A 22,329-nucleotide genomic window follows, 5' to 3' on the forward strand; every position below is an offset into this window, starting at 1 on the left:
AGAGATTATCTGGTAAAAACTGATTTATAATTATCCCAATATCTGTAAATCAAGAATAAGTTAGCTAAGAATAATAAAACCGCAATTGGTAAACCTTGCGGAGCTAAAAAATAATTGATGAACAAAATATTTACCGTTATAGGCAAGATCAAAATATTAGCCAATGTTACATAACGCCCGGTTACAAAAGCAATTCCACAAAGCAATTCAATCGACTTTGCTAAAGGCATAATATACGTAGAGGCCATTAAACCAACATTAAAAGCTTTAAAGTTTCCTGTTGTTTCCGGTTCCGGCGCCAAGTGAAAAAAATAACTTATAGAAGCAAAAAGCAACAAAAGACCAATTAAAACGCGGACAATAATAGTAGCAATTTTCATAATACTAGATTTAATAAGGTTAAAAAATATAATTTATTTGCTGATAAACATCTTAAATCTGAAGTCCCTAATAAAATGAAAATCTGTTTTTAACGTTATTTTATTGAGGATTCAATAATCATTATAACTGTAAAATGTGTTTAATTTAATGCTATATCAAATATAATGAATTTTTCATTATGAAATTGCTAATTTATTAACACTTTTATTATTTCTTTCCGTGTTTTTTGTAAAGAAAAAAACCAAGTGACCCAAGTAAAATAAATGGCCAAAGATTAATTAAGAAAACAAAAATTGTTTCAAGGATATACCAACCATTTTTAAGCGAATCGAGAATTTGCAAACCTAGATTTGGTTTGTAAGCATTGCTGTTTTTCTCGCTTGCCATTGTTTCCTGTCTAATGGTTTCATTTTGATAAAGCTGCAAAGTAATAGTGCTAAAATTAATCTGATCTTTTAATGATAAATTATCAATTGTACGATTGTCGTTGGCTTCTTTTTGGTTGGCCAGAGTATTTTCGGCTTCAATAACATCATTTAATTTTTTGCCTTTGGCATCAATTGCATTTTCAACTCTTTTTTCGTTTGTCGCACTTCTTTTTTGCGAAAGCTGATTCGATAATAATTTCAATGAAACATCATCAGCTTTGATAACTCTAAAATCAAGAAAATCGATTTGTTTAGCGATAGTTTTTATAACAGTATCAAGCTGCGTGTTAGGAACGCGAATCGTAATATTATTTTCGACCGTATATTTCGTAGTTTCAAGCGTACTATCCTGACTGATTTTTGTTTTAATCTGGTCGTGAATGTTACTTTGTAAATTGGTGTAGGTAACATAACCGCCAAATTTTTGAGTAGCGTTTTCAATTGCATAGGTAGACTTGACGACATTCTTGACCTTGAATTTAATATCGGCAGTTCGAATAAATTTTTGCTTACTGTTTTTATCGACTACCGCTGCCGATGATGAAACAGCCGTACTATCTGCTGAAACTTTCATATCTGCCGATTCTCCGTACGAAGAATTATCAGCTTTTTTACAAGAAAATAGTAATGCGATGATTACTACATAAGTCAATCCTAATTTTACAATTGTTTTCATAAAGGTTTTAAAATTTGATTAATAAATAATGTTTTTTAGAATTATTATTTGTGATTTTATGTTAAAAATCTGTTTTAATAATAAGTCTTAATTCGGTGTACTAAAAAGTGTGCCAATAATTTTTGAGTATTATTTTATCGAAGGATTTTTTTTGTCGTAATTTTGAAATCTAAAAATTATACTTTTTTGAGAGTTTCTATTCATAAACATATTTCAAATCCAGAGCATTTTAAACAACAACTTTTAAGCTGGTCGCAGCAATTTCGCGAGGTCATTTTTCTGGATAGTAATTCGTATCCGCAAGAATATTCCAGTTTTGATTGCGTGTTGGCTGTGGATGCTTTTACATCTTTAAAAACCGATTTTCATAATGCTTTCGAGGATTTAAAACAATATCAGCAAACGACCAAAGACTGGCTTTTTGGTTATCTTACTTATGATTTAAAAAATGATGTTGAACCGTTAAAATCTTCTAATTTTGATGGTTTAGATTTTCCGGATTTGTTTTTCTTTCAACCAAAAAAAATATTTTTATTGAAAGAAAATCAATTAGAAATACAGTATTTATTGCTTTGTGATGATGAGGTTGAAGATGATTTTGAGGAAATAGTTAAAAGTAATGATGAGCCGTTTGTTACACTGAGCGGATTCGAAGTGGAGCAACGAATTTCAAAAGAATTTTATATCGAAAAAGTAACAAAAATGCTGCATCACATTCACGTAGGTGATATGTACGAAGCGAATTTTTGTATGGAATTTTATGCTGAAAATGCAGTTATAAATCCGCTTGAAAAATTTCAGAAACTAAATGGTATTTCGCAAGCACCGTTTTCTGTTTTCTTTAAAAATAATAAACAATTTTTACTTTCTGCTTCGCCTGAAAGATATTTAAAAAGAGTAGGAGAGACTTTGATTTCGCAACCTATAAAAGGAACTTCAAAACGATTTTTAGATCCTGTTGAAGATGAAAAATCAAAACAATTTCTGGAATCAGATTCAAAAGAACGTGCTGAGAATATCATGATAACCGATTTGGTACGAAATGATTTATCACACACAGCGCAAAAAGGTTCGGTTGAGGTTGTAGAACTTTGTAAAATCTATTCGTTTTTGCAAGTACATCAAATGATTTCTACGATAACTTCAAAATTAGATCCGCAATATTCGCCAATCGATGTTTTAAAAACCACTTTCCCAATGGGAAGTATGACGGGTGCTCCAAAGATTTCGGTGATGAATATTATCGAAAATCTCGAAGAAACCAAACGCGGTTTGTATAGCGGATCAATTGGATATTTTACTCCCGAAGGCGATTTTGATTTTAATGTCGTTATCAGAAGTATTTTGTACAATCAGGAGAATCAATACGTTTCGTTTTCTGTAGGAAGCGCGATTACAGCACAATCAATCCCTGAAAAAGAATACGAAGAATGTTTGTTGAAGGCGAAAGCGATGCATGAAGTTTTAAGATAAAAAGGGTTGCCACGAATTTCACGAATTAGCACGAATTTTTATAAAGTAATTGCATAATTAAAACATATAGTAATTAAGGATTATAATATTTTTTTTTCACGCAGATTTGGCAGATTTAAACAGATTTAATTTTGATTTAGTTATGAAAGAAATCTGTGCGCATCTGCTTAAATCTTTTTAAATCTGCGAGAAATTGATATAAAAAAATCATTTTAATCCTTTAATCTGTAGCCAAAAAATGAAATCTGCGTGAAAAAATAATTCGCGCTAATTCGCGCCAAAAAACAAACGCTTAACATTTCATTTAAAAATAGATCGAATTTAATTTTTTACATTTATCGAATGTTTTCAAAATTTCAAAATCATATCGTTTCAAGATTTCCATTTCTGGAAGATCAAAAATTATTTCTTGCTGTTAGCGGAGGATTGGACAGTATGGTTTTATTGCATGTAATGAAGCAATTGCCTTATGAAATTGCGGTTTTGCATTGCAATTTTCAGCTTCGCGGATTAGAAAGTTTTGGCGATCAAAATTTCATTCAGGAATATTGTGATCAAAATAATATTCCTATTTACACCACACAATTCGATACCGAAGCTTTCGCTAAAGATTATAAATTATCGACGCAAGTTGCAGCACGTGAATTGCGTTACAGTTGGTTTTACGAACTTTTAGAAAAGGAGAATTTCGATTATATCTTAACCGCACATCATGCTGATGATAATCTGGAAACCTTTATTATCAACCTGACGCGCGGAACAGGACTAGAAGGATTAACGGGAATTCCGGAACAAAACGATCGAATTATTCGTCCGCTTTTGCCATTTTCGAGAGAAGAAATCCTGAAATATGCAGAGGATAATACTATAGAATGGCGGGAAGACAGCAGCAATGCATCAAATAAATATCTTCGAAATAAGATTCGCCACGATTTGGTTCCGATGCTCAAAGAAATCAATCCTAATTTTTTGAGTGCTTTCCAGAAAACACAATCGTATTTGCAGGAATCGCAGGAAATGGTCGAAGATGCTTCGATAATGATTTATCAGCAAGTTGCGAAAGAGGAAGGTGATGATATTCATTTCGATCTCAATCAGCTTAAAAAATTACCCAATTATAAATCGTATTTGTACCAATGGCTTAATGAATTTGGCTTTTTGGCCTGGAATGATATTTATGATTTGGTTGATGGGCAATCTGGAAAACAAGTACTTTCGGCAGAATTTCGCTTATTGAAAAACAGAGATACTTTGATTTTAAGTCCAATTTCTGAAATGTCAGAAAAGGAAGAATTTGAGATTACTGCAAACGATACAGAAGTTAATTTTCCCTTAAAATTGAGGCTTTGTAATGTAAGTCACATAACAATAGATTCAAATAAGGCTATATTTGTCGACGCTGAAAAAATCCAATTTCCGCTTGTTTTACGTAAATGGAATGAAGGAGATGTTTTTCAGCCTTTTGGGATGAACGGAAAATCGAAAAAAGTGAGTAAACTTTTTAAAGATGAAAAATTATCGTTGATCGAAAAAGAGAAAACATGGATTTTGTCTTCAGATAATCAGATTGTCTGGGTTGTTGGAATCAGACAGGATGAACGTTTTAAAATTGAAAATACCACAAATAAAATACTTAAAATAGAATTACATAATGAACTTTAATCAATACGATCAAACGATAATGTCGAAAAGTGTTTGGAATAAAATCATCATATTTTTCCTGTTTTTTGCTTTTGCAAAAGGAAATGCGCAAATCCTGGAACCAGTAAAATGGACTTCAAAAATTGAAAAGAAATCAGGAAATAATGCTGTTTTAATTTTTGATGGAACAATAGAAAAAGACTGGCACATGTATTCGCAATTTACGCCTGATGGTGGACCGCTTGCGTTGGAAATTGCATTTAAAAATCAAAAAGGAAATTATACTTTAGTTGGTAAAGCGAAAGAAGGAAAAACAAGAACGGCTTTTAATGATGTTTTTGGCGTAAACGAAACTTTCTTTGAAGGTAAAGCACATATCGAACAGGAAATCACCATCATAAATCCGAACTTAAAAACGGTTGATGTTGAGTTTGATTTTCAGGTTTGTAAAGAAGTTTGTATCAATTCGAATAAAAAATTCTCGATTGCAATTCCGTCAACATTTAAGATGGATGCGGTTGCCAGTGTAGCAGAAGTAAAGAAAGATGAAACTAAAGTAGAAGGTTTGGCTGTTGATACAGTAAAGCCAACTATTGAACCGGCTAAAACTGAAACTGCAAAAGCAGCTGTTGCTGATGCTTCTGCCGAAGAAGATATTCCCGGACCAGCTCCTGCAAGAAGTTTATGGTCGATCTTTTTTATTGCATTTATATCAGGATTCGCAGCGTTGTTAACGCCTTGTGTTTTCCCGATGATCCCAATGACAGTAAGTTTCTTTACCAAACAAAGTAAAAGCAGGGCTAAAGGAATTAGAAACGCTATTTTTTATGGACTTTCGATTATTGCTATTTATGTTATTTTAGGATTAATTGTCACTAAAATATTTGGTGCAGATGCATTAAATGCTTTGTCTACAGATGTTTGGTTTAACTTAATCTTCTTTATTATATTGATCATTTTTGCTACTTCATTTTTGGGAGCTTTCGAAATTATGTTACCAAATTCATGGGGAAATAAAGTAGATCAACAAGCAGACAGAGGCGGAATAATTGGAATATTGTTTATGGCTTTGGCTTTGGCAATTGTTTCGTTTTCTTGTACAGGACCAATTGTAGGAACATTATTGGTTGAAGCGGCTTCAAACGGCGGTATTGCTCCGGTGATCGGAATGTTAGGTTTCTCTTTAGCATTGGCTTTGCCATTTATGTTATTTGCGATGTTCCCGGGCTGGTTAAATTCTTTGCCAAAATCCGGAGGATGGCTGAATACTGTAAAAGTAGTTTTAGGATTCTTAGAACTGGCTTTAGCATTTAAATTTTTATCAAATGCCGATTTAGTGCTACAATTGCATTTATTAGAAAGAGAAGTTTTTATCGCAATTTGGATTGCCATTTTTGCAGCATTGACTTTATATTTATTCGGAAAAATTACTTTACCGCACGATAGTCCGCTACAGCATATTTCAGTGGGAAGATTGTATTTAGGATTGCTTACATTAGTGTTTACAGTATATTTAATTCCGGGACTTTGGGGAGCACCATTAAAATTAATCAGCGCTTTCCCGCCACCGCCACAATATAGTGAAAGTCCGTTTGGAGTAGGAGGTTCTGCTAATTCAGGCGGAAGTGCCGAATCTATAAAAGGATTGCCAGACGGAGCTGAATTAGGACCGCACGGTATTATGGTTTTTCATGATTACGAAGATGGACTAGCGTATGCAAAATCAATCAACAAACCGATCATGCTTGATTTTACCGGTTATGCGTGTGTGAATTGCAGAAAAATGGAAAACAATGTTTGGTCTGAACCAACAATTTTGCCCATCCTGAAAAACGATGTTGTTTTGATTTCTCTGTATGTAGATGATAAACGCGAGTTGCCAAAAGAGGAACAATTTGTAACTAAATCTGGCGATAAGATCATTACAGTTGGCGACAAATGGACCGATTTCATGATCTCAAAATATAAAACCAATACGCAGCCATTATACATTATTACTGATTTAGAAGGTAAGAATTTAAACACTTCAAAACCAACTATTAGTTATGTAAATGCAGATGAATATTTGCATTGGCTGAAAGAAGGAATTGGAAATTTTAAATAATCTTTTTTTAAAGAAGATAGAATATAGACAATAGAATAAAGAAGTTGGGGAATCTAAAATCTGAATTCTAAAATCTAAAATTATAATAATAAGGTTGAATTAATTCAAAATAAAAAGCACTCTGGGTAAAGAACTTAGAGTGCTTTTTTTGTTTTTAGGAATGATGAAAATAGTTTTTTTCAGGAGCTAATCCCGCTATCCGTTCCAATCTTTTGTGCCTCCCGAAGCCTCGGGATCGGCACAAAAGGATTTCCACTACTATCGGGGCTAGGACAAACAGTATGGATAATTGATATTTATAAAAGAGAAATGAGATTTTTTTGTCATTTTTAGAGTCTATCTTCTATTCTCTTTATTCTATTTTTTATCCTCTATAATCTAAGAAAAGCAAAAAGCACTCTAAGTCAGACTCAGAGCGCTTTTTTAATTTTGGTTAGGTTTTGGTTTTGGTTTTGGTTTGTTTTTTATAAAAATTCTCCGTGTTGAGAAATGTCTAATCCTAATTCTTCTTTTTCTTCAGTAACTCTTAGAGGTGTAATTTTATTTACAACAAAGAATAAGATGTAAGAACCTACGAAAGCGAAGATTGAAACGATTACTAAAGCTGTTAATTGGTTGATGAATAAAGTTGGAGTTCCAAAGATCAAACCTTGATTATCTCCAACAGCAGGGTTAATTGCTTTAGAAGCAAAAACTCCTGTTAACAACATTCCTACCATACCACCAACACCGTGGCAAGCAAAAACGTCTAATGCGTCATCAATTTTACCTTTAGGGAATTTGCTTACTACAAGGTTACTAACGATTGCAGAGAAAGCTCCGATAAAAATAGCGTGAGGAATACTAACGAAACCTGCGGCAGGTGTAATAGCAACAAGGCCTACCACAGCTCCGATACACGCACCAAGTGCAGATAATTTGTGTCCTATGATTTTGTCAAGGAAAACCCATGCCATAGCAGCTGCAGCAGCTGCAACAGTTGTAGTTCCTAAAGCCTGAACAGCCAAGCCGTTTGCTCCAAGTGCAGAACCTGCGTTGAAACCAAACCATCCGAACCAAAGTAAACCTGTACCTAATAATACGTAAGTAATTCTGGCAGGATTCACTTTTTGAATTTTTCTTTTTCCTAGGAAGATTGCTCCGGCCAATGCAGCCCAACCAGCACTCATATGCACAACTGTTCCTCCGGCGAAATCTAATACTCCCATTTTAAAGAAAACTCCATCAGGATGCCATGTCATGTGTGCTAAAGGAGCGTATATAAGTAAGATGAATAAAACCATGAATAATAAGTATGCCCAGAAACGTACACGCTCTGCAAATGCACCAGTGATTAATGCAGGTGTGATGATAGCAAACTTTGCCTGAAACAATGCGAATAACATAAACGGAATAGTTGGGGCAAGACTCCATGCAGTGTTAGTACCAACACCTTCAAAGAATAAATTAGTAGATGGATTTCCGATGATTCCTCCAATAGTAGGACCAAAAGCCAATCCGAAAGCAACAACAACCCATAAAATAGTAACAATTACCATTGCCATGAAACTTTGAAGCATTGTACTGATAACGTTTTTCTTACCTACCATTCCTCCGTAGAAAAATCCTAGTCCTGGTGTCATAAGCAATACAAATGCAGTTGCTACGATCATCCAAGCTGTATCTCCTGTGTCAAACTTTACAGCCTCTGCCGGAATAGGATTATCAGACAGGATAAAGTTGGATATAAAGGTTAGTACCAAAATAGTGATAAGGATCACACTTAAAATAATTTTTCGCATAGTTATTTAGTTTTAAATTTTTTATAAAAGTATAAAATCAATCGACACCCCTATAAAAAATAGAGTCAGATGTTTAATTTTTGTTAATTTTAGAATTTAACCCCCTGTATTTTGCATGTATTTGTTAAAATCAACTTAAAATTTATAATTTATTAATGAGAAACATCAAAATTTACCTCTGGGAAGCTTTTGTTAACAGAAAAATGAAAGAATAATTTTAAATTTAAGAGTAATTATGTTCAACTATTTAAAGATTTGATCAGAATGATGATAATTTTAAATAAAAAAGGCATCAAATGAATTGCTCAAATGATGCCTTTTTTTATAGAAAAGAGTTTACTTATTTCTGGTTGTACTTTGCTTTGAATTTATCGTTTAATTTGGTTTGAAAAGTTTCTAAATTAATTGATCTTCCCTGAATGAAAGCCGTCGTTAATTTATTTGTTTTCATATCAAGTGCATCACCTTCAGATATAAATAACGTTGCATCTTTCCCGGTTTCTAATGTACCGCAAGTAGCATCGATACCTAATAATTTGGCTGTATTTGAAGTAATAAGCTGTAATGCTTTTTCTTTGTCCAGACCAAAAGCTGCGCAGGTTCCTGCCAGGAACGGAAGGTTTCTTACGCTCATACGTTCGTGATCTCCGCTATTTTCAAGTCCTACTACAATACCTTTATCAGTAAGTATTTTAGCCATTTTGTACGGAAGATTTACATCCTGGTCGTCACTTGTTGGCATATCGTGAACACGTCTTAGTAAAACACCTACATTGTATTTTTGCAATACATCAGTCGATTTGTGAGCTTCGAATCCTCCAACAATAACAATTTTTTTAATCTGATTGTCAACGGCTAATTGTATGGCATCTACAATTTGTTTTTCTTCATCTGCATGAATATAAAGCGTTTGAGTTCCGTCAAAAAGCCCTTTTGTAGCTTCAAGAACTACATTTCTTTCTTTTGCAGGCGCTTGGTTGTATGTTTTTGAGTTGATTAAAAACGCAGCGATTTCTTCGACCTGTTTAGGGTAATCTTTGTTGGCTTCGATTATTCCGGGTTCAAACCAAGATCCTGATCTTTTAAAGTTGGATGGAAAATTAAGATGAATCCCGTCGTTCTCTTTTAAGATAGCATCTTGCCAGCTCCAGGCATCCAATTGTACTACTGAAGAAGTTCCTGAAATTCTGCCTCCACGCGGAGCAATCTGAGCAATTAAAACACCATTTGGACGAACCGTTTCTACTACTTTCGATTCTGAGTTATAAGCAATAATACTTCTCACATTCGGGTTAAAACTACCAATTTCTTCCTGATCGTCTGATGATTTTACAGCATCAATTTCTACCAAACCCAGTGTTGCATTAGGAACAATAAATCCCGGGTAAACGTGTTTTCCAGCGGCATCTATAGTAGTATCATAGGCATTAGCAGCAAGTCTTATGGTTGTAGCATCGGCTACTAAAGTAATTTTTCCGTCTTTAAAACCAATCGCACTGTTTTGAATAACAGTTCCGTTACCTAAATGTGCAGTGGCATTTAAAATTAAAACCGATTTAGTTTGTTTTGGTGCCGGTATTTGTTGTGCTTTTATTTGTACCGAAGCACAAACTGCGAGCAGCATTATATATATGTTTTTATGTATCATATTGTCTTTTTTTAATCTTTTCGAATTTATAACACCTTAATTATTGTTCTAAAGTATCACAGTGATATTCTGTTTTTTCTTTCTTTGTAGGTTGCTGCGTGCTCATTCCTTTGTTTTTTTCCTGTAGCATTTGCCCAATCAACAAGCTTCTTTCTTTAGTAATGGCCAATTGTTTTTCGGCATCTTTTTCAATATCAAAATACACAACACCTTCAATAATTGTTTTTTCGGCTTTAGCATAAATAGATAAAGGATTGTCACTCCATAATACAACATCGGCATCTTTACCTACTTTAAGGCTTCCTACTTTATCATCAATATGTAATAATTTGGCAGGATTCAGGGTTACAAATTTCCAGGCATCTTCCTCAGAAATGTTTCCGTATTTTACTGCTTTTGCAGCTTCCTGATTCAGTCTTCTGGACATCTCAGCATCATCAGAGTTATAGGCTACAACCAATCCTGCGTTGTGCATAATTGGCCCATTGAACGGAATTGCATCATTTACTTCAAATTTATAAGCCCACCAGTCAGAGAAAGTCGAAGCTCCAACGCCATGTTCTTTCATTTTATCCGCCACTTTGTAACCTTCAAGAATATGCGTGAAAGTATTTACTCTAAAATTGAATTTCTCGGTAACATTCATCAACATCAAAATCTCAGATTCTACATAAGAGTGACAGGTTATAAAACGTTCTTTATTGATGATTTCAGCAATAGTCTGTAATTCTAAATCAACTCTTGGCGCTTTTCCTTTTTTCGAACCGCCGTTGAATTTTTTCCAGCTTTCGTCATATTCTTTTGCACGTTGAAAATAATCGGTAAAAACTTGTTCAACACCCATTCTGGTCTGCGGAAAACGGGTTGGATTGTCGATACCCCAATTGGCTTGTTTCACGTTTTCTCCCAAAGCAAATTTGATAAACTTAGGTTGGTTTTTGTATAACATATCATCTGGTGCAGATCCCCATTTCCATTTTACAATTGCAGAACGCCCGCCAATAGGATTTGCAGATCCGTGTAATAATTGAGAGATGGTGACACCTCCGGCAAGATCTCTGTAAATATTAATATCTTCAGAATTCACAACATCCTGAATCGTAACTTCGGCAGTAGAGTTGTGCCCCATTTCATTTACACCTTTAGAAATAGCAATATGAGAGTGCTCATCGATGATTCCGCTGGTGATATGTTTGCCTTTAGCATCAATAACAGTAGCAGCTGCATCTGAAAGATTTTTACCAACAGCAGCGATTTTTCCGTTTTTAATTAAAACATCAGTTTCTGTTAGAATACCTTCTTTTTCGTTCGTCCAAACTGTAGCATTTTTAAATAATAAAGTTTGAGCCGTTAGTTTTTTAGCATCACCAAAAGCCACGTTCGGGTAAGTTAAAGGTAGAACAGGATTTGGTTTTTCTGGTTTTACAGTATCTTTTACAGCAACAAATGCACTCGTTTTTAATGCCGTCCATGCCAATTCGTCTCCGTTTGCAAAAACCGCTTTTCCGGATAAACTTTCCGGTTTTTCTATAAATCCTGTCAAACGGGTAAAGTTAGATTTAATAGTATCTGCAGGTTTAATCAAAAGGGAAATCCAATTTTTAGAAACTGCAAAAGTGCTGTTTACTTTTTTGTCGTCAGTTGTTGTTATTTCAGATTTTGGGGCATTAGCAGTTCCTTCAATTTTCCATTTGTAGGTATCTTTTCCAACCGTTAGATTATAATTTCCTCGAATGTCTTTTGAGTTAATATCATTTACGACATACTTAGTTCCCTGAACCCAGTTTTCATATAAAACCGTTTTTTCGTCGAATATTTCACCTGAAGTAATCACAAAATTAGCATAACTTCCGGTTTTTAAACTTCCAATTTCGTTGCTTTTTCCAAGAATTGCCGCCGGAATTGTAGTCAGGGCTTCTAAAGCTTTTGTTTTATCAAAACCATATTTAATGGCTTTTAATAAATTAGGTTTAAAGTCTTCCGTCTTTTTTAATTTGTCTGTCGTCAGGGCAAAAACAACACCATTATCAGATAATACTTTGAGGTTTGATGGTGCCTGATTCCAAAAACGCATATCGGTCAATTCGATTTGATTTGATAAATACGGATTTGAAACATCATAAGCTTCCGGAAAACTTATTGGGATAATAAATTTAGCGTTCGTATTTTTGATTTCGTCGATGCGTTCAAACTCATTTCCGCTTCCTTTTAGAATATAGTTTAAACCAAATTCTTTGGCAATTTTAGCCGCTCTCAAACTGTTTAATTTATCTTCTGTCGTAAAAATCTGAACTAGTTTTTCATTATTTGCCAAAGCTTCTAATGATAAATCTTTAGTATCAGAATTTCCTTTTTTGTACCAATCCAGATCCAGGTACATTTGACGCAACAAAGCCATCATACCCATTAATGAACTTGGATAAGCCTGATTTGTTAGAGCGCTTCTTGAAAAAGCAAGGTGATTGGTAATCTTGTTGGCAATAATTTGTTTACTGTTTTCAGTATTATTCAGGGCAACCAAAATTCCGGTTCCCTGAGCAATTCCGTCAGGAATATGGGTTCCCACAACTCCAAAACCAGCTTTTAATAACTCTTCTGCTTTTGGCTGATCGTATTTAAAAGTTTCATAGGTGTTTATTTCTGGTCTAACGCTTTCGTTCCAGTAATAACCCACTCTCTTTGTATCGTACATAGGATCGCGGTAACGGCCTAAATTGCTTTTTGGTTTTTCAATTCCAAAACTCGTGTAGATATCAATAAACGAAGGATAAATTGTTTTTCCAGCAAGATCAATCGTAATGCTGTTTTTAGGAATTGTTATATTATTACCAACTGCAACAACTTTACCGTCCTGAACTAGTAAAGTTCCTTTTTCGATTTTTTGAGTTGGAGTAACATAAATGGTGGCATTTGTAAAAACAGTGTAATTTTTGTTTTTGTTTTGCACACTTTCATTAATAGGGAAATAATCCTGAGCATATGTTTTTGTTAAAAAAACGCTCAAAAAGAGTAGAAGTAGGGCTTTTTTCATAGTTAATTTGCAAATTTGTTGCTAAAATTATGAAATATATGTTATTTAAAATTTATTTTTTGAATGATTTTTCTTTATTTAGATTTTTTTTTAATTAAATCACTGATAAGTAGTGCTTAGATAATATTATGAAAAGTAATAATAAAATAAATTGGGGAATTATTGGCTTAGGAAATATTGCAAATCAGTTTGCTGCTGATCTATTGTTATTGCAAGATGCAGCATTAGTTGCAGTAGCTTCAAGAGACCATAATAAAGCAATTGAGTTTGCTAAAAAGTACAATTGCACAAAATCCTACGATTCTTATGAAGCACTTTTTCAGGACGATCAGGTTGATATCATCTATATTGCAACGCCACACGATTCGCATGCCGAATTATCTATAAAAGCATTAGAAAATGGCAAACATGTTTTATGTGAAAAGCCAATGTCGCTTTCTTATAAAGATGCATTACGAATGATTGAAGCTTCAAGAAAACATAATAAGTTTTTTATGGAAGCATTCTGGACGCGTTTCATCCCGTCTGTAAAAGAAATTCTCGAAAAAGTACATCAGGGAATAATTGGCGATGTAAAATATATAAAAGCCGATTTTGCTTTTTATGCAGATGATGCTGCAGGTGGAAGACTTTTTGACAAAAAACTGGGCGGAGGAGCTTTGTTTGATATTGGCGTATATCCATTATTTCTTTCCTATATATTACTCGGAATTCCAAAAGACATAATGGCAAAATCTATTTATCATAAAAACGGAATCGATTTACAGACTTCAATGATTTTGCAGTACGAAAACGCCCAATCAGTTTTGCATGCCTCCATAATTTCAGAATCTGACATGAAAGCAACAATAAGTGGAACTCAGGGACATATTCAGCTTAATTCTCCTTGGTATATTGCTGATGGATATTCTGTTTCTAAAAATGATAAAAAAGAAACTTTTAGTTTACCAAACTTAGGCATAGGTTATACACATGAAGCAATCGAATGTCATAATTGCATTAGAAACAACCAAATCGAAAGTAAGCTTTGGTCACATCAGAATAGTCTGGATTTGAGTAAGATTGTGGAGGAAATTAAAAATCAAATTGGGTTAGAGTTTTCTTAATCTGATTGGAGAACAAATGACATTATTAATTTAGTAACTCAACTATTTTATTTTGTTTCGTCATAATTGCAAGTGAAAGTGCAGTATGTCCTTCTGCCGAAATGGATTTATCCGCGCCATTTTCCAGCAGCATTTTTACAACATCAATATGACCCATTTCGCAGGCTCGATGTAATGCTGTAAATCCTCTATTATCTTGTAGATTTATCAAACCACCTGATTTTAGAAGTAAATTTAATTTTTCTGTTTTATTAGATTGTACCGCATTCATTATAGGTGTTGCACCTTCATAAGTTCGTGAATTGGGGTCAGCTCCTAATTCAAGTAATTTTGTCATTGATTCGATACCTTCTGCAGCCATTGACCAATGCAATGGCGCTAATCCATCTCCGGCTAAAGCATTTAAACTTACCCCTTTTTTAAATTCGTTCTCAATTTCTTTTATTTCTCCCTGAGCAACTGCTATATGAAGTAATGAATGCGATCGCAATGGCGAATTTGAAACGGGAAGAAACTGATCATCAAATACTCCCAATTGAGCCATATTTCCATAAGTCGAAAATGCCCAATGACTTGCGCTTTTTGTATTATTTTGAAATTCAACAGGTAAGAGAGCAGGAACTATTTCGCCAATCGAATGGCTGATTAAAATAAAGTTAAGGATAGCTTTTGTAAATTCCGGACTTTCATCTGGTGTAAATTCTCCAGTGATTGTTTCAACAGTAAGTTCATTTTCTTTTTGTGTTGTTTTTGCGACAACTAAAACTTCTCTTAGCCAGCTGCGAATGAAAATCAGAAATTCCCCATCAAAATAAACAGCCCATTTATGCTCCATTGTATTGGGAGTGAACAAAACTCCGGGATAAAGAGTTTTATCTGTTTTAAATGAAATGTTTGCACTGATCTTTTTTTTATTTGCAGGTTTCTGTCCAAAAAAAGAAGTGCCATTTTCTGCGTTGTAGGAAATTGCATTTATAGCCATTTCTTTATTTTCTGAAGTAGAAATCATGGTTTGGGAAAAAGGGCGCAAATCTAAAAGTGTATGTCCCCAGGGATTTTCTGTTTCTGGTATCCAGGGTAATTCTATTTGATCAGAAGATTTTGGCTCTTCCTTTTTTCCGAAAATATTTTTAAAAAATGACATTTTAAATTTATGGTTTTTACAATGGTTACGTTTGAAAAACGAATATAGTAATTAAAAAGTTTATTGTACCAACTTAGCAAAGTGTCAATAGATAAGGTTGCTTCTATAAATTATACCCAAAGCCAACGTATTCTATTTCTTTATTAGCAAAATATTTTTTAAATAGCTGTACTTCTTCATTTATATCTTTCAGGTCCTGTTCAATTTTATTTTTTTCTAAATACCAGGTTCTGTCATTATTAAGATCTTCCCATTTTACGATATTTTGTAAATGCGTAACTTTTATGCCTTTGATCCAGCCACTACATTCGGGAATACCGCAACAGCAGGAAAAAATAAAATGCTCTCCATCTTTCATTAAACTTTCCTGAAGGATATAAGAATCAATAATTTCACCGTCTTTGTATGGTCTTTCGCCATTAATTAAGATCTCAAGATCTCCTTGCATCCAAATAGTATCCGGATCACTCAAAACAGCGAATACTTTTAATTCTACAGATAGATTTTCTAAAGATTCTTTCATATAAAGTTTATTTTGTTTAATATAAAAGTTTGGATTTGAGTAAAAGGGGATTTTTTTTTAATAAAAATCACAATAATAAACCCAATCCCCAGTCATTCTGTTTTTGGCTAAATAAATATTTCCGCTGTCTACAATATTTAAATTTGCTTTTTCATCAGAAGCAATTTGAAAAACAAATTCAAAATCTTCTCCAAAATCAATTCCGGATTGACAATATGTTGCATAACCGCCAATTTTATGGCTATAATTGTTTTCGATAATATCGTAATAAGAATCAATAATTCCCGAGTCCTCAAGTTGATTGATTTTATCTGATATATCGTCTGGTATTTCAGGATCTTCCCAAACCGGATAATCTTCTTCAATTAGTTTATTTGACAGAGGAAATGGCTTTACAAACGAAGCATCATTTTTTAAATCCTTAACTACAATATTATCTACGCTTTTATATTCACGCAAAACCCAATTATTTCCATTAGGAGTTAAGTCCATTGGGAATTCTTTAGAAATGAAAACAGTAATAATTTTAGTTTCTTCTAAAATTTCAGGAACAAAAGGCAGTTGATTTAGGCATAATTGAAAAAGGGGAAGCATCAATTCACCCTTATTATCCAAAGGAATTTCTTCATTTTCCTGATATAAATAAACGCTGCCAATCCAGCTTTCAGAAATTGAGTTTGTTGGTTTAAAACCGCCTGCAGTAAACTCTGTTGCTTTTTTTGCAAGGCTGTTTTTTATTTTTTGAATTTCAGTCATTTCTTTTTTAATTCTTATTTTAAATGTAAAAAAATTGGAATAAATGGCTTCAGGCACGCTCTTTTCACGATTATAAATCTATGATTTTTTATAAAGATAATTTTCAATTAAAATGCGGATTTTCTTTTACTCTATATTTTTATCAATATAATTGGAATTCAGCAAGTACAAAGCACCCATGTATTTAATATTAAAAGAGATTAAATCGCCCACTTTGTATTTTTGTGCTGAATGCGAAATATCAATTACCAACATATCAGAACTGGCATCTACAATCGTAATTTCTTTATCTACGGCTTCTAAATATTGAGGCTGCATGTCCAGCAATCCAACATCTAAAATAGCACGTAATGAAGTTCCTCCAAAGCTCTCGATATCCTGCATAGAAAAACTATTTCCAGCCACATTTTCACCGAGTTCTCCCGTCGGAACATCTGGTTTTTCGGTTATTTCGATAATTTCAGCAAAAAGTTTAAAGACGTCATTATGCATACCTTTGATCGTTTCTCCGGTAAATAAATCCTTTCCAAAAAATAGTGCTTCACCAATTCTAAAATGATTCACAGCCATTGGCCTGGCATTTTTTAAAAGTAAAGGAATAGCAACCGAAGTCCCGCCGGAAACCCACGGAATTGTAATATTGAATTTAGCCTCAATAAGTTGTTTGTACAAACTCAATTGTATCAGTTTATCCTGCGTTGGCATTACGCCGCTAAGGCAATTTAAATTCGTACCAATTCCACGAATTTCGATGTTGGGCATGCTAATAATTTTGCCGTAAAATTCGATTAAATCTTCGCCCATAACGCCTTCACGCAAATCTCCCATTTCGATCATAATAATGATCTTATGAACTTTGTTTTGCTTTTTGGCTTCATCAGAAAGCATTTGTATCGTATAAAATTCAGTATTAAAACTTACATCAGCATATCTTACAATGTTAGCGATACTGCGTTTAGCGGGCGGTTTTATATAAACAGTCTGTATAGTATCATCGAGAGATTTAATTTTCTTTAGATTACTAACTCTTGAATCATGTATTTCTTTAGCTCCCAGTGAGATAATTTCTTTTAAGTACAATTTGTTTCCACATAAAAGTTTTGATACAACTCCCCATTGAATATTTTTAGATTCAAAAATTGAATTCAGGAAATCGTAGTTCTCTTTCAGCTTCTTTCGGTATAATTTTATGAATGCCATTAGGCTTTGTTTTTTATTGAATTAATGAATTTGCGATTATTTTACTAAACGCATTTCGAGATACTTATTCGTAAAACCAAGTTTCTCATATAGAACTTTCGCAGGATTATCCGGTTCTACGTGTAATGCAATATTACCTTCGACTACAGAAATTGCTTTTTCCATTAGTTTTTTTCCATATCCTTTTCCTCTTTTAGAGTTGTCAACGGCAATATAAACGAGAATGTTTTCCGGAATATAATCCTTCATTCCGGTATTGTTTACAACTACAGCTCCAACAATTTTTTGGTCCTCTAAACCAATAACAATATTACCACCCTTATCAGGATTCATGGCATAAGCAATAGCTTTTAGAATATCTTCTGTTTCATCTCCATATTGTTCTAAATGCGTATGTAAAAAAGCGGCAATTATTTTTTGAGTATAGGTCGCGTCGTCTCCAGAAATTGGATTAATTAATTTAAATTCCATTTTTTAAATTTTAGATTATTTGTGCTGATAGTAAATTTTCAGCTTATATAAGATGCAAAATCAATTGCAGAAGATTTCCAGAATTAGAAATCGAAATTATCACGAGAAATCGATGATATTTTCGCAAGATAGGCATAAATACTGGTTTTATGGCAATCGAAACGTGCCTTTTAACTTTTACTGTTCAGGAAGTTTACCATTTTAAATTTATAAAAATAGCGAACAGTGAAGTTTTTAAGTCTTTTTTCTTTCAATATAAAGCATAAAAAGACACGGCTAATGTTGGAAGATTAGATAAACTTCAGATGTAAATAAAAGCTATTTTTTCCTGTAGTTGGTCTGCAATATCTTTTTGTAAATTATCAGATAAATTATCGAATCAGGACAGGCGAAAAAACTACAAAATCCCCATTCGGGAAATTACCTTTCCAGCCACAAGGAAATCCGCCATTTTTATAAATACTAATTTCGTTTTCAATAAAAGGAATTTTTTGATCGAGGTAAGTGTGAAAAAGCAAGAAGTTATAAAAGTCGTTGGCAACAAAATCAGTGAAGTCAGATAAATTAATTTCTTCTAAAACCTCTGCTATAATATGATAAAGTTTTTGGTAATACTTGCTGTCGAAAATATTGATTAATCTTAAATTCTCCTGATCTGTTAATTGATCCCCAGATCAATAATATCTTTTGATAACTCGTCTTTTTTAAATCCTCCTAAAAAATTATAAGAATATTTAACCTCAACCCAATTATAATAAGGAGACTCAATTGATTCATTAGAATAAAGCTCCCAAGCCAAATCTTTATCGTTTGTACTTTGTGCACATTTATTGGCTCCATTTTTTCCTTTAAAAAAGACCTCACTTTGTATGATAACCACAAAATATTCGAAATTGTGGGAGATTTTTTCTTGTAGTTGATCTATGATGTGTTGGTTATCCATGAGTAAATTGTTTTTTCTGAGGTAAATATAAAACAATAATTTATTGTAATAAAATATTTACAAAAAATATGTTTTTCTCTTTATAATTAAATACTTTTACTGTCCAATTAAAGATTAATTATGTTAGTAAAAGTTTACGGAAGCGCTGTTTTTGGAGTAGAAGCCACAACCATTACAATAGAAGTGCATATGGATAAAGGGATTGGTTATCATTTAGTTGGATTACCTGATAGCGCCATAAAAGAAAGCAGTTTCCGAATTGCGGCTGCCTTAAAAAACAACGGTTTAAGTTTGCCCGGAAAAAGAATTACCATAAATATGGCACCCGCTGATCTTCGAAAAGAAGGTTCTGCCTACGATTTACCCCTTGCAATGGGAATTTTAGTAGGTTCAGATCAGATAAAAGCACCCGCAATCGACGACTATATTATTATGGGCGAACTTTCTCTCGACGGAAGTTTACAGCCCATTCGCGGCGCTTTACCCATTGCCATAAAAGCCAAGGAAGAAGGTTATAAAGGATTTTTTCTTCCCATCCAAAACGTAAAAGAAGCCGCAATTGTAGCAGGATTAGATGTTTACGGAGTTTCGAATTTGCAGGAAGTAATTGATTTCTTTGCAGGGAAAGACACGCTTCAACCAACAGTAATCGATACAAGAGCCGAATTTTATAAAACCTTAGATTTTCCTGAACACGATTTCTCAGACGTTCGCGGACAGGAAAGTATAAAACGCTGTATGGAAATTGCGGCAGCCGGAGGTCATAATATTATTTTAATAGGTCCGCCCGGAGCAGGAAAAACAATGCTTGCCAAACGAGTTCCAAGTATTTTACCGCCAATGACATTGCGCGAAGCTCTTGAAACTACCAAAATTCATAGCGTTGCCGGAAAATTAAAAGAAGTTGGACTAATGAATCAGCGGCCGTTTCGTAGTCCGCATCATACCATTTCGAATGTAGCACTTGTAGGCGGAGGAAGTTACCCACAGCCGGGCGAAATCTCGATGGCGCACAATGGCGTTTTGTTTCTGGACGAATTGCCGGAATTCAAACGCGATGTTCTGGAAGTGATGCGTCAGCCGCTCGAAGATCGCGAAGTAACCATTTCCCGCGCTAAATTCACCGTAACATATCCGTCATCTTTTATGTTAGTGGCGAGTATGAACCCAAGTCCGAGTGGTTTTTTCAACGATCCAAGTATGCCCAATACTTCGTCACCACACGAAATGCAGCGATATCTCAGCAAGATTTCCGGACCTTTACTAGACAGAATCGACATTCATATCGAAGTTACGCCAGTGCCTTTCGAGAAATTATCTGATGATCGAAAAGCCGAAAGCAGCGTCGAAATTAGAAAAAGAGTTACAGCAGCGCGCGAAATTCAAACCAAGCGATTCGAAGCGCTGGAAAACATACATTATAATGCGCAAATGAGCAGTAAATTAATTCGCGAATATTGCGCACTCGACGACCAATCAAAACAATTACTCAAAACTGCTATGGAACGTCTCAATCTTTCTGCGCGAGCCTACGACAGAATTCTAAAAGTTGCCCGCACAATAGCCGATTTAGATAACGCACCAACCGTAGTTTCGCAACACATCTCCGAAGCTATTCAATATAGAAGCCTGGATAGAGAAGGTTGGCTTGGTTAGTATTTTAGATTTCAGATTTTAGATTTTGAAACTTGGAATTGCACAAATTTTGGAATTTACTCCCGATAGCTATCGGGATTGGAATTTGGAATTTAAAATTTGGAATTTAATCTTTAGTAGCAGAAAAATCAATTTTCATAAGAACCTCCAGTCCCGCTGTACACTATATCTTTTTCTGTCTAAAGGAGCCAGAAAAAGGATACCGCTTCCATCGGGGCTAGGCGAGAGGTTTTGTCATTTATAAGAAAACCATAAATCAACATTAAAAGAGAAATACAATTAATAACTAAATAAAAAAACTGCGATAATCAGTTTAAATCTTTGCTAATCTGCGTGCTATTTCTTCCGCAGCTTTGCGAACTCTGCGTTTTGTCAGCATAATCTATTAAAAACCTTGCTCCCAATAGCTATTGGGATTGCGTTTAAGACATCACTCAAATTTTAAACTTGCATTTCTCGACATCAAATACGAAGTCAACTTTTTTATCTTCCCTTTTTCCATTTCAAAAACATCACAAAAAACAGCATCCAGCATATTTCCGTTTTTCATATTTCCTTGTACAGCACCTTCTGCAATGACAATATCATTTTCCTCTATCAATTTTATAATCTGAATAGAAGGACTTCCAACAAAATTATCATTCTCAATTTCTTTGTCAAATGCTTCTTTACCAACATGCTGATAAATACCAGGCATTTCCCAAATAACATCTTCAGTAAGGCAGTCAAGTATTCTTTCATGATCGCTTACTCTAAAAGCAGCCATGTATTCGTTTACAGTTTGTTTGTTTAATGACATGTCTAAGACTAATAAGAGTTAATAATCTATTCGCTAACCTTTTTATATTCAAAGGTTCCTATCTGGGGTTTTGTAATGATACGTTTATTGGCATCAAAACAACAATAATGGTAAGTTCAGAATTGTCTTTCGATAGTTTCCATTTTGCTTTGTGAGATTCGTCACCAACCAAACTTTCAAAATCTCCATTCTCTTTAAAAACCTGATACACCTGATCTGTTTTATAATACTCCTGAATGTTCTTTTCTTTCCCTTTTTTGGTCCATTTTACCAATTGCCATTTTCCTATAAGTTCTTTTGAGGTTTGGGCATTTACAGAAAATCCTATTATACAAATAAGGATTAAGAATATTTTTTTCATCATTAAAATAATTAGAGGTGAAATATAAAATTAGTAATTAATCTGTTTTGTATCTGTAAGTTAAGTGAATTTTCTATTTGAAATTTATGTTTTCTAATTATTAAATCCAAGCCTAATATCCGGATGAATATGCCTTATTTATACTTTTTTTAACACGAACCTCATAATCTGATAAATATCATTTAATTGTAGGAATTCCTCATGTAA

The 22,329-nt window shown here is 33.8% G+C and carries 18 protein-coding genes; 5 read left to right on the top strand and 13 right to left on the bottom strand.

Annotated features, from left to right (window positions below; all coding sequences use genetic code 11):
* Nucleotides 1–5: 5 nt before the first annotated feature.
* Both LNP81_RS12300 and LNP81_RS12305 read right to left on the bottom strand, forming a co-directional pair.
* Complete coding sequence (locus tag LNP81_RS12300) at nucleotides 6–380, bottom strand: DoxX family membrane protein (protein WP_056247280.1); 375 nt, start codon at nucleotides 378–380, stop codon at nucleotides 6–8.
* 208 nt (nucleotides 381–588) lie between these two features.
* On the bottom strand, nucleotides 589–1,485 hold the full coding sequence (locus LNP81_RS12305; RefSeq protein ID WP_230036186.1) for a DUF4349 domain-containing protein: 897 nt from the start codon (nucleotides 1,483–1,485) through the stop codon (nucleotides 589–591).
* A gap of 186 nt (nucleotides 1,486–1,671) precedes the next feature.
* On the opposite strand from LNP81_RS12305, the gene LNP81_RS12310 reads away from it, so the two are divergent.
* From LNP81_RS12310 to LNP81_RS12320, 3 genes are all read left to right on the top strand, one after another.
* Entirely contained in the window at nucleotides 1,672–2,958 is a 1,287-nt protein-coding gene (locus LNP81_RS12310; protein ID WP_230036188.1) for an anthranilate synthase component I family protein, read from the top strand.
* A gap of 342 nt (nucleotides 2,959–3,300) precedes the next feature.
* Complete coding sequence (tilS, locus tag LNP81_RS12315; protein ID WP_230036190.1) at nucleotides 3,301–4,620, top strand: tRNA lysidine(34) synthetase TilS; 1,320 nt, start codon at nucleotides 3,301–3,303, stop codon at nucleotides 4,618–4,620.
* Nucleotides 4,610–6,703: a protein-disulfide reductase DsbD family protein gene (locus LNP81_RS12320; RefSeq protein ID WP_230036192.1), complete on the top strand. Its 2,094-nt coding sequence runs from the start codon at nucleotides 4,610–4,612 to the stop codon at nucleotides 6,701–6,703. Before tilS ends, LNP81_RS12320 begins: the two co-directional genes overlap by 11 nt.
* Nucleotides 6,704–7,167: 464 nt before the next feature.
* Here the strand turns inward: LNP81_RS12320 and LNP81_RS12325 are convergent, their stop codons facing one another.
* From LNP81_RS12325 to LNP81_RS12335, 3 genes are all read right to left on the bottom strand, one after another.
* Nucleotides 7,168–8,484: an ammonium transporter gene (locus LNP81_RS12325; RefSeq protein ID WP_065448139.1), complete on the bottom strand. Its 1,317-nt coding sequence runs from the start codon at nucleotides 8,482–8,484 to the stop codon at nucleotides 7,168–7,170.
* A gap of 340 nt (nucleotides 8,485–8,824) precedes the next feature.
* Nucleotides 8,825–10,132: an amidohydrolase family protein gene (locus LNP81_RS12330; RefSeq protein WP_230036195.1), complete on the bottom strand. Its 1,308-nt coding sequence runs from the start codon at nucleotides 10,130–10,132 to the stop codon at nucleotides 8,825–8,827.
* Between the two features lie 40 nt (nucleotides 10,133–10,172).
* The gene (locus tag LNP81_RS12335) at nucleotides 10,173–13,163 is read right to left on the bottom strand and encodes an amidohydrolase family protein (protein ID WP_230036197.1); all 2,991 of its coding nucleotides are present in this window, start codon (nucleotides 13,161–13,163) and stop codon (nucleotides 10,173–10,175) included.
* 128 nt (nucleotides 13,164–13,291) lie between these two features.
* Here LNP81_RS12335 and LNP81_RS12340 point away from each other — a divergent pair, with 128 nt between their 5' ends.
* On the top strand, nucleotides 13,292–14,269 hold the full coding sequence (locus LNP81_RS12340) for a Gfo/Idh/MocA family protein (RefSeq protein WP_230036199.1): 978 nt from the start codon (nucleotides 13,292–13,294) through the stop codon (nucleotides 14,267–14,269).
* Nucleotides 14,270–14,294: 25 nt separating this feature from the next.
* Here the strand turns inward: LNP81_RS12340 and LNP81_RS12345 are convergent, their stop codons facing one another.
* From LNP81_RS12345 to LNP81_RS12370, 6 genes are all read right to left on the bottom strand, one after another.
* Nucleotides 14,295–15,413 (bottom strand): ankyrin repeat domain-containing protein, encoded by a 1,119-nt coding sequence (locus LNP81_RS12345; RefSeq protein ID WP_230036201.1) that lies wholly within the window; start codon nucleotides 15,411–15,413, stop codon nucleotides 14,295–14,297.
* A 103-nt stretch (nucleotides 15,414–15,516) separates the two neighbouring features.
* Nucleotides 15,517–15,936: a hypothetical protein gene (locus LNP81_RS12350; protein WP_230036203.1), complete on the bottom strand. Its 420-nt coding sequence runs from the start codon at nucleotides 15,934–15,936 to the stop codon at nucleotides 15,517–15,519.
* 57 nt (nucleotides 15,937–15,993) lie between these two features.
* Nucleotides 15,994–16,692, bottom strand: a complete 699-nt coding sequence (locus LNP81_RS12355) for a DUF1963 domain-containing protein (RefSeq protein WP_230036205.1) — start codon at nucleotides 16,690–16,692, stop codon at nucleotides 15,994–15,996.
* Between the two features lie 126 nt (nucleotides 16,693–16,818).
* Nucleotides 16,819–17,892, bottom strand: coding sequence for an alanine/ornithine racemase family PLP-dependent enzyme (locus LNP81_RS12360; RefSeq protein ID WP_230036207.1), 1,074 nt, complete (start codon nucleotides 17,890–17,892; stop codon nucleotides 16,819–16,821).
* A gap of 36 nt (nucleotides 17,893–17,928) precedes the next feature.
* Nucleotides 17,929–18,363, bottom strand: a complete 435-nt coding sequence (locus tag LNP81_RS12365) for a GNAT family N-acetyltransferase (RefSeq protein WP_230036209.1) — start codon at nucleotides 18,361–18,363, stop codon at nucleotides 17,929–17,931.
* Between the two features lie 658 nt (nucleotides 18,364–19,021).
* The gene (locus tag LNP81_RS12370; RefSeq protein ID WP_230036211.1) at nucleotides 19,022–19,306 is read right to left on the bottom strand and encodes a hypothetical protein; all 285 of its coding nucleotides are present in this window, start codon (nucleotides 19,304–19,306) and stop codon (nucleotides 19,022–19,024) included.
* Nucleotides 19,307–19,426: 120 nt separating this feature from the next.
* Between LNP81_RS12370 and LNP81_RS12375 the strand changes: the two genes are divergently transcribed.
* Nucleotides 19,427–20,962 carry a YifB family Mg chelatase-like AAA ATPase gene (locus tag LNP81_RS12375; RefSeq protein WP_230036213.1) on the top strand — a complete coding sequence of 512 codons (1,536 nt, stop codon included), beginning with the start codon at nucleotides 19,427–19,429 and terminating at the stop codon, nucleotides 20,960–20,962.
* A gap of 430 nt (nucleotides 20,963–21,392) precedes the next feature.
* On the opposite strand, the gene LNP81_RS12380 is transcribed toward LNP81_RS12375, so the two are convergent.
* A complete protein-coding gene (locus tag LNP81_RS12380) occupies nucleotides 21,393–21,761 on the bottom strand; it encodes a nuclear transport factor 2 family protein (protein ID WP_230036215.1) in 369 nt (122 codons plus the stop codon).
* Between the two features lie 58 nt (nucleotides 21,762–21,819).
* Nucleotides 21,820–22,122, bottom strand: a complete 303-nt coding sequence (locus LNP81_RS12385; protein WP_230036218.1) for a hypothetical protein — start codon at nucleotides 22,120–22,122, stop codon at nucleotides 21,820–21,822.
* Nucleotides 22,123–22,329 lie beyond the last annotated feature (207 nt).

The sequence above is a fragment of the Flavobacterium piscisymbiosum genome (assembly GCF_020905295.1).
Taxonomy (GTDB): Bacteria; Bacteroidota; Bacteroidia; order Flavobacteriales; family Flavobacteriaceae; genus Flavobacterium; species Flavobacterium piscisymbiosum.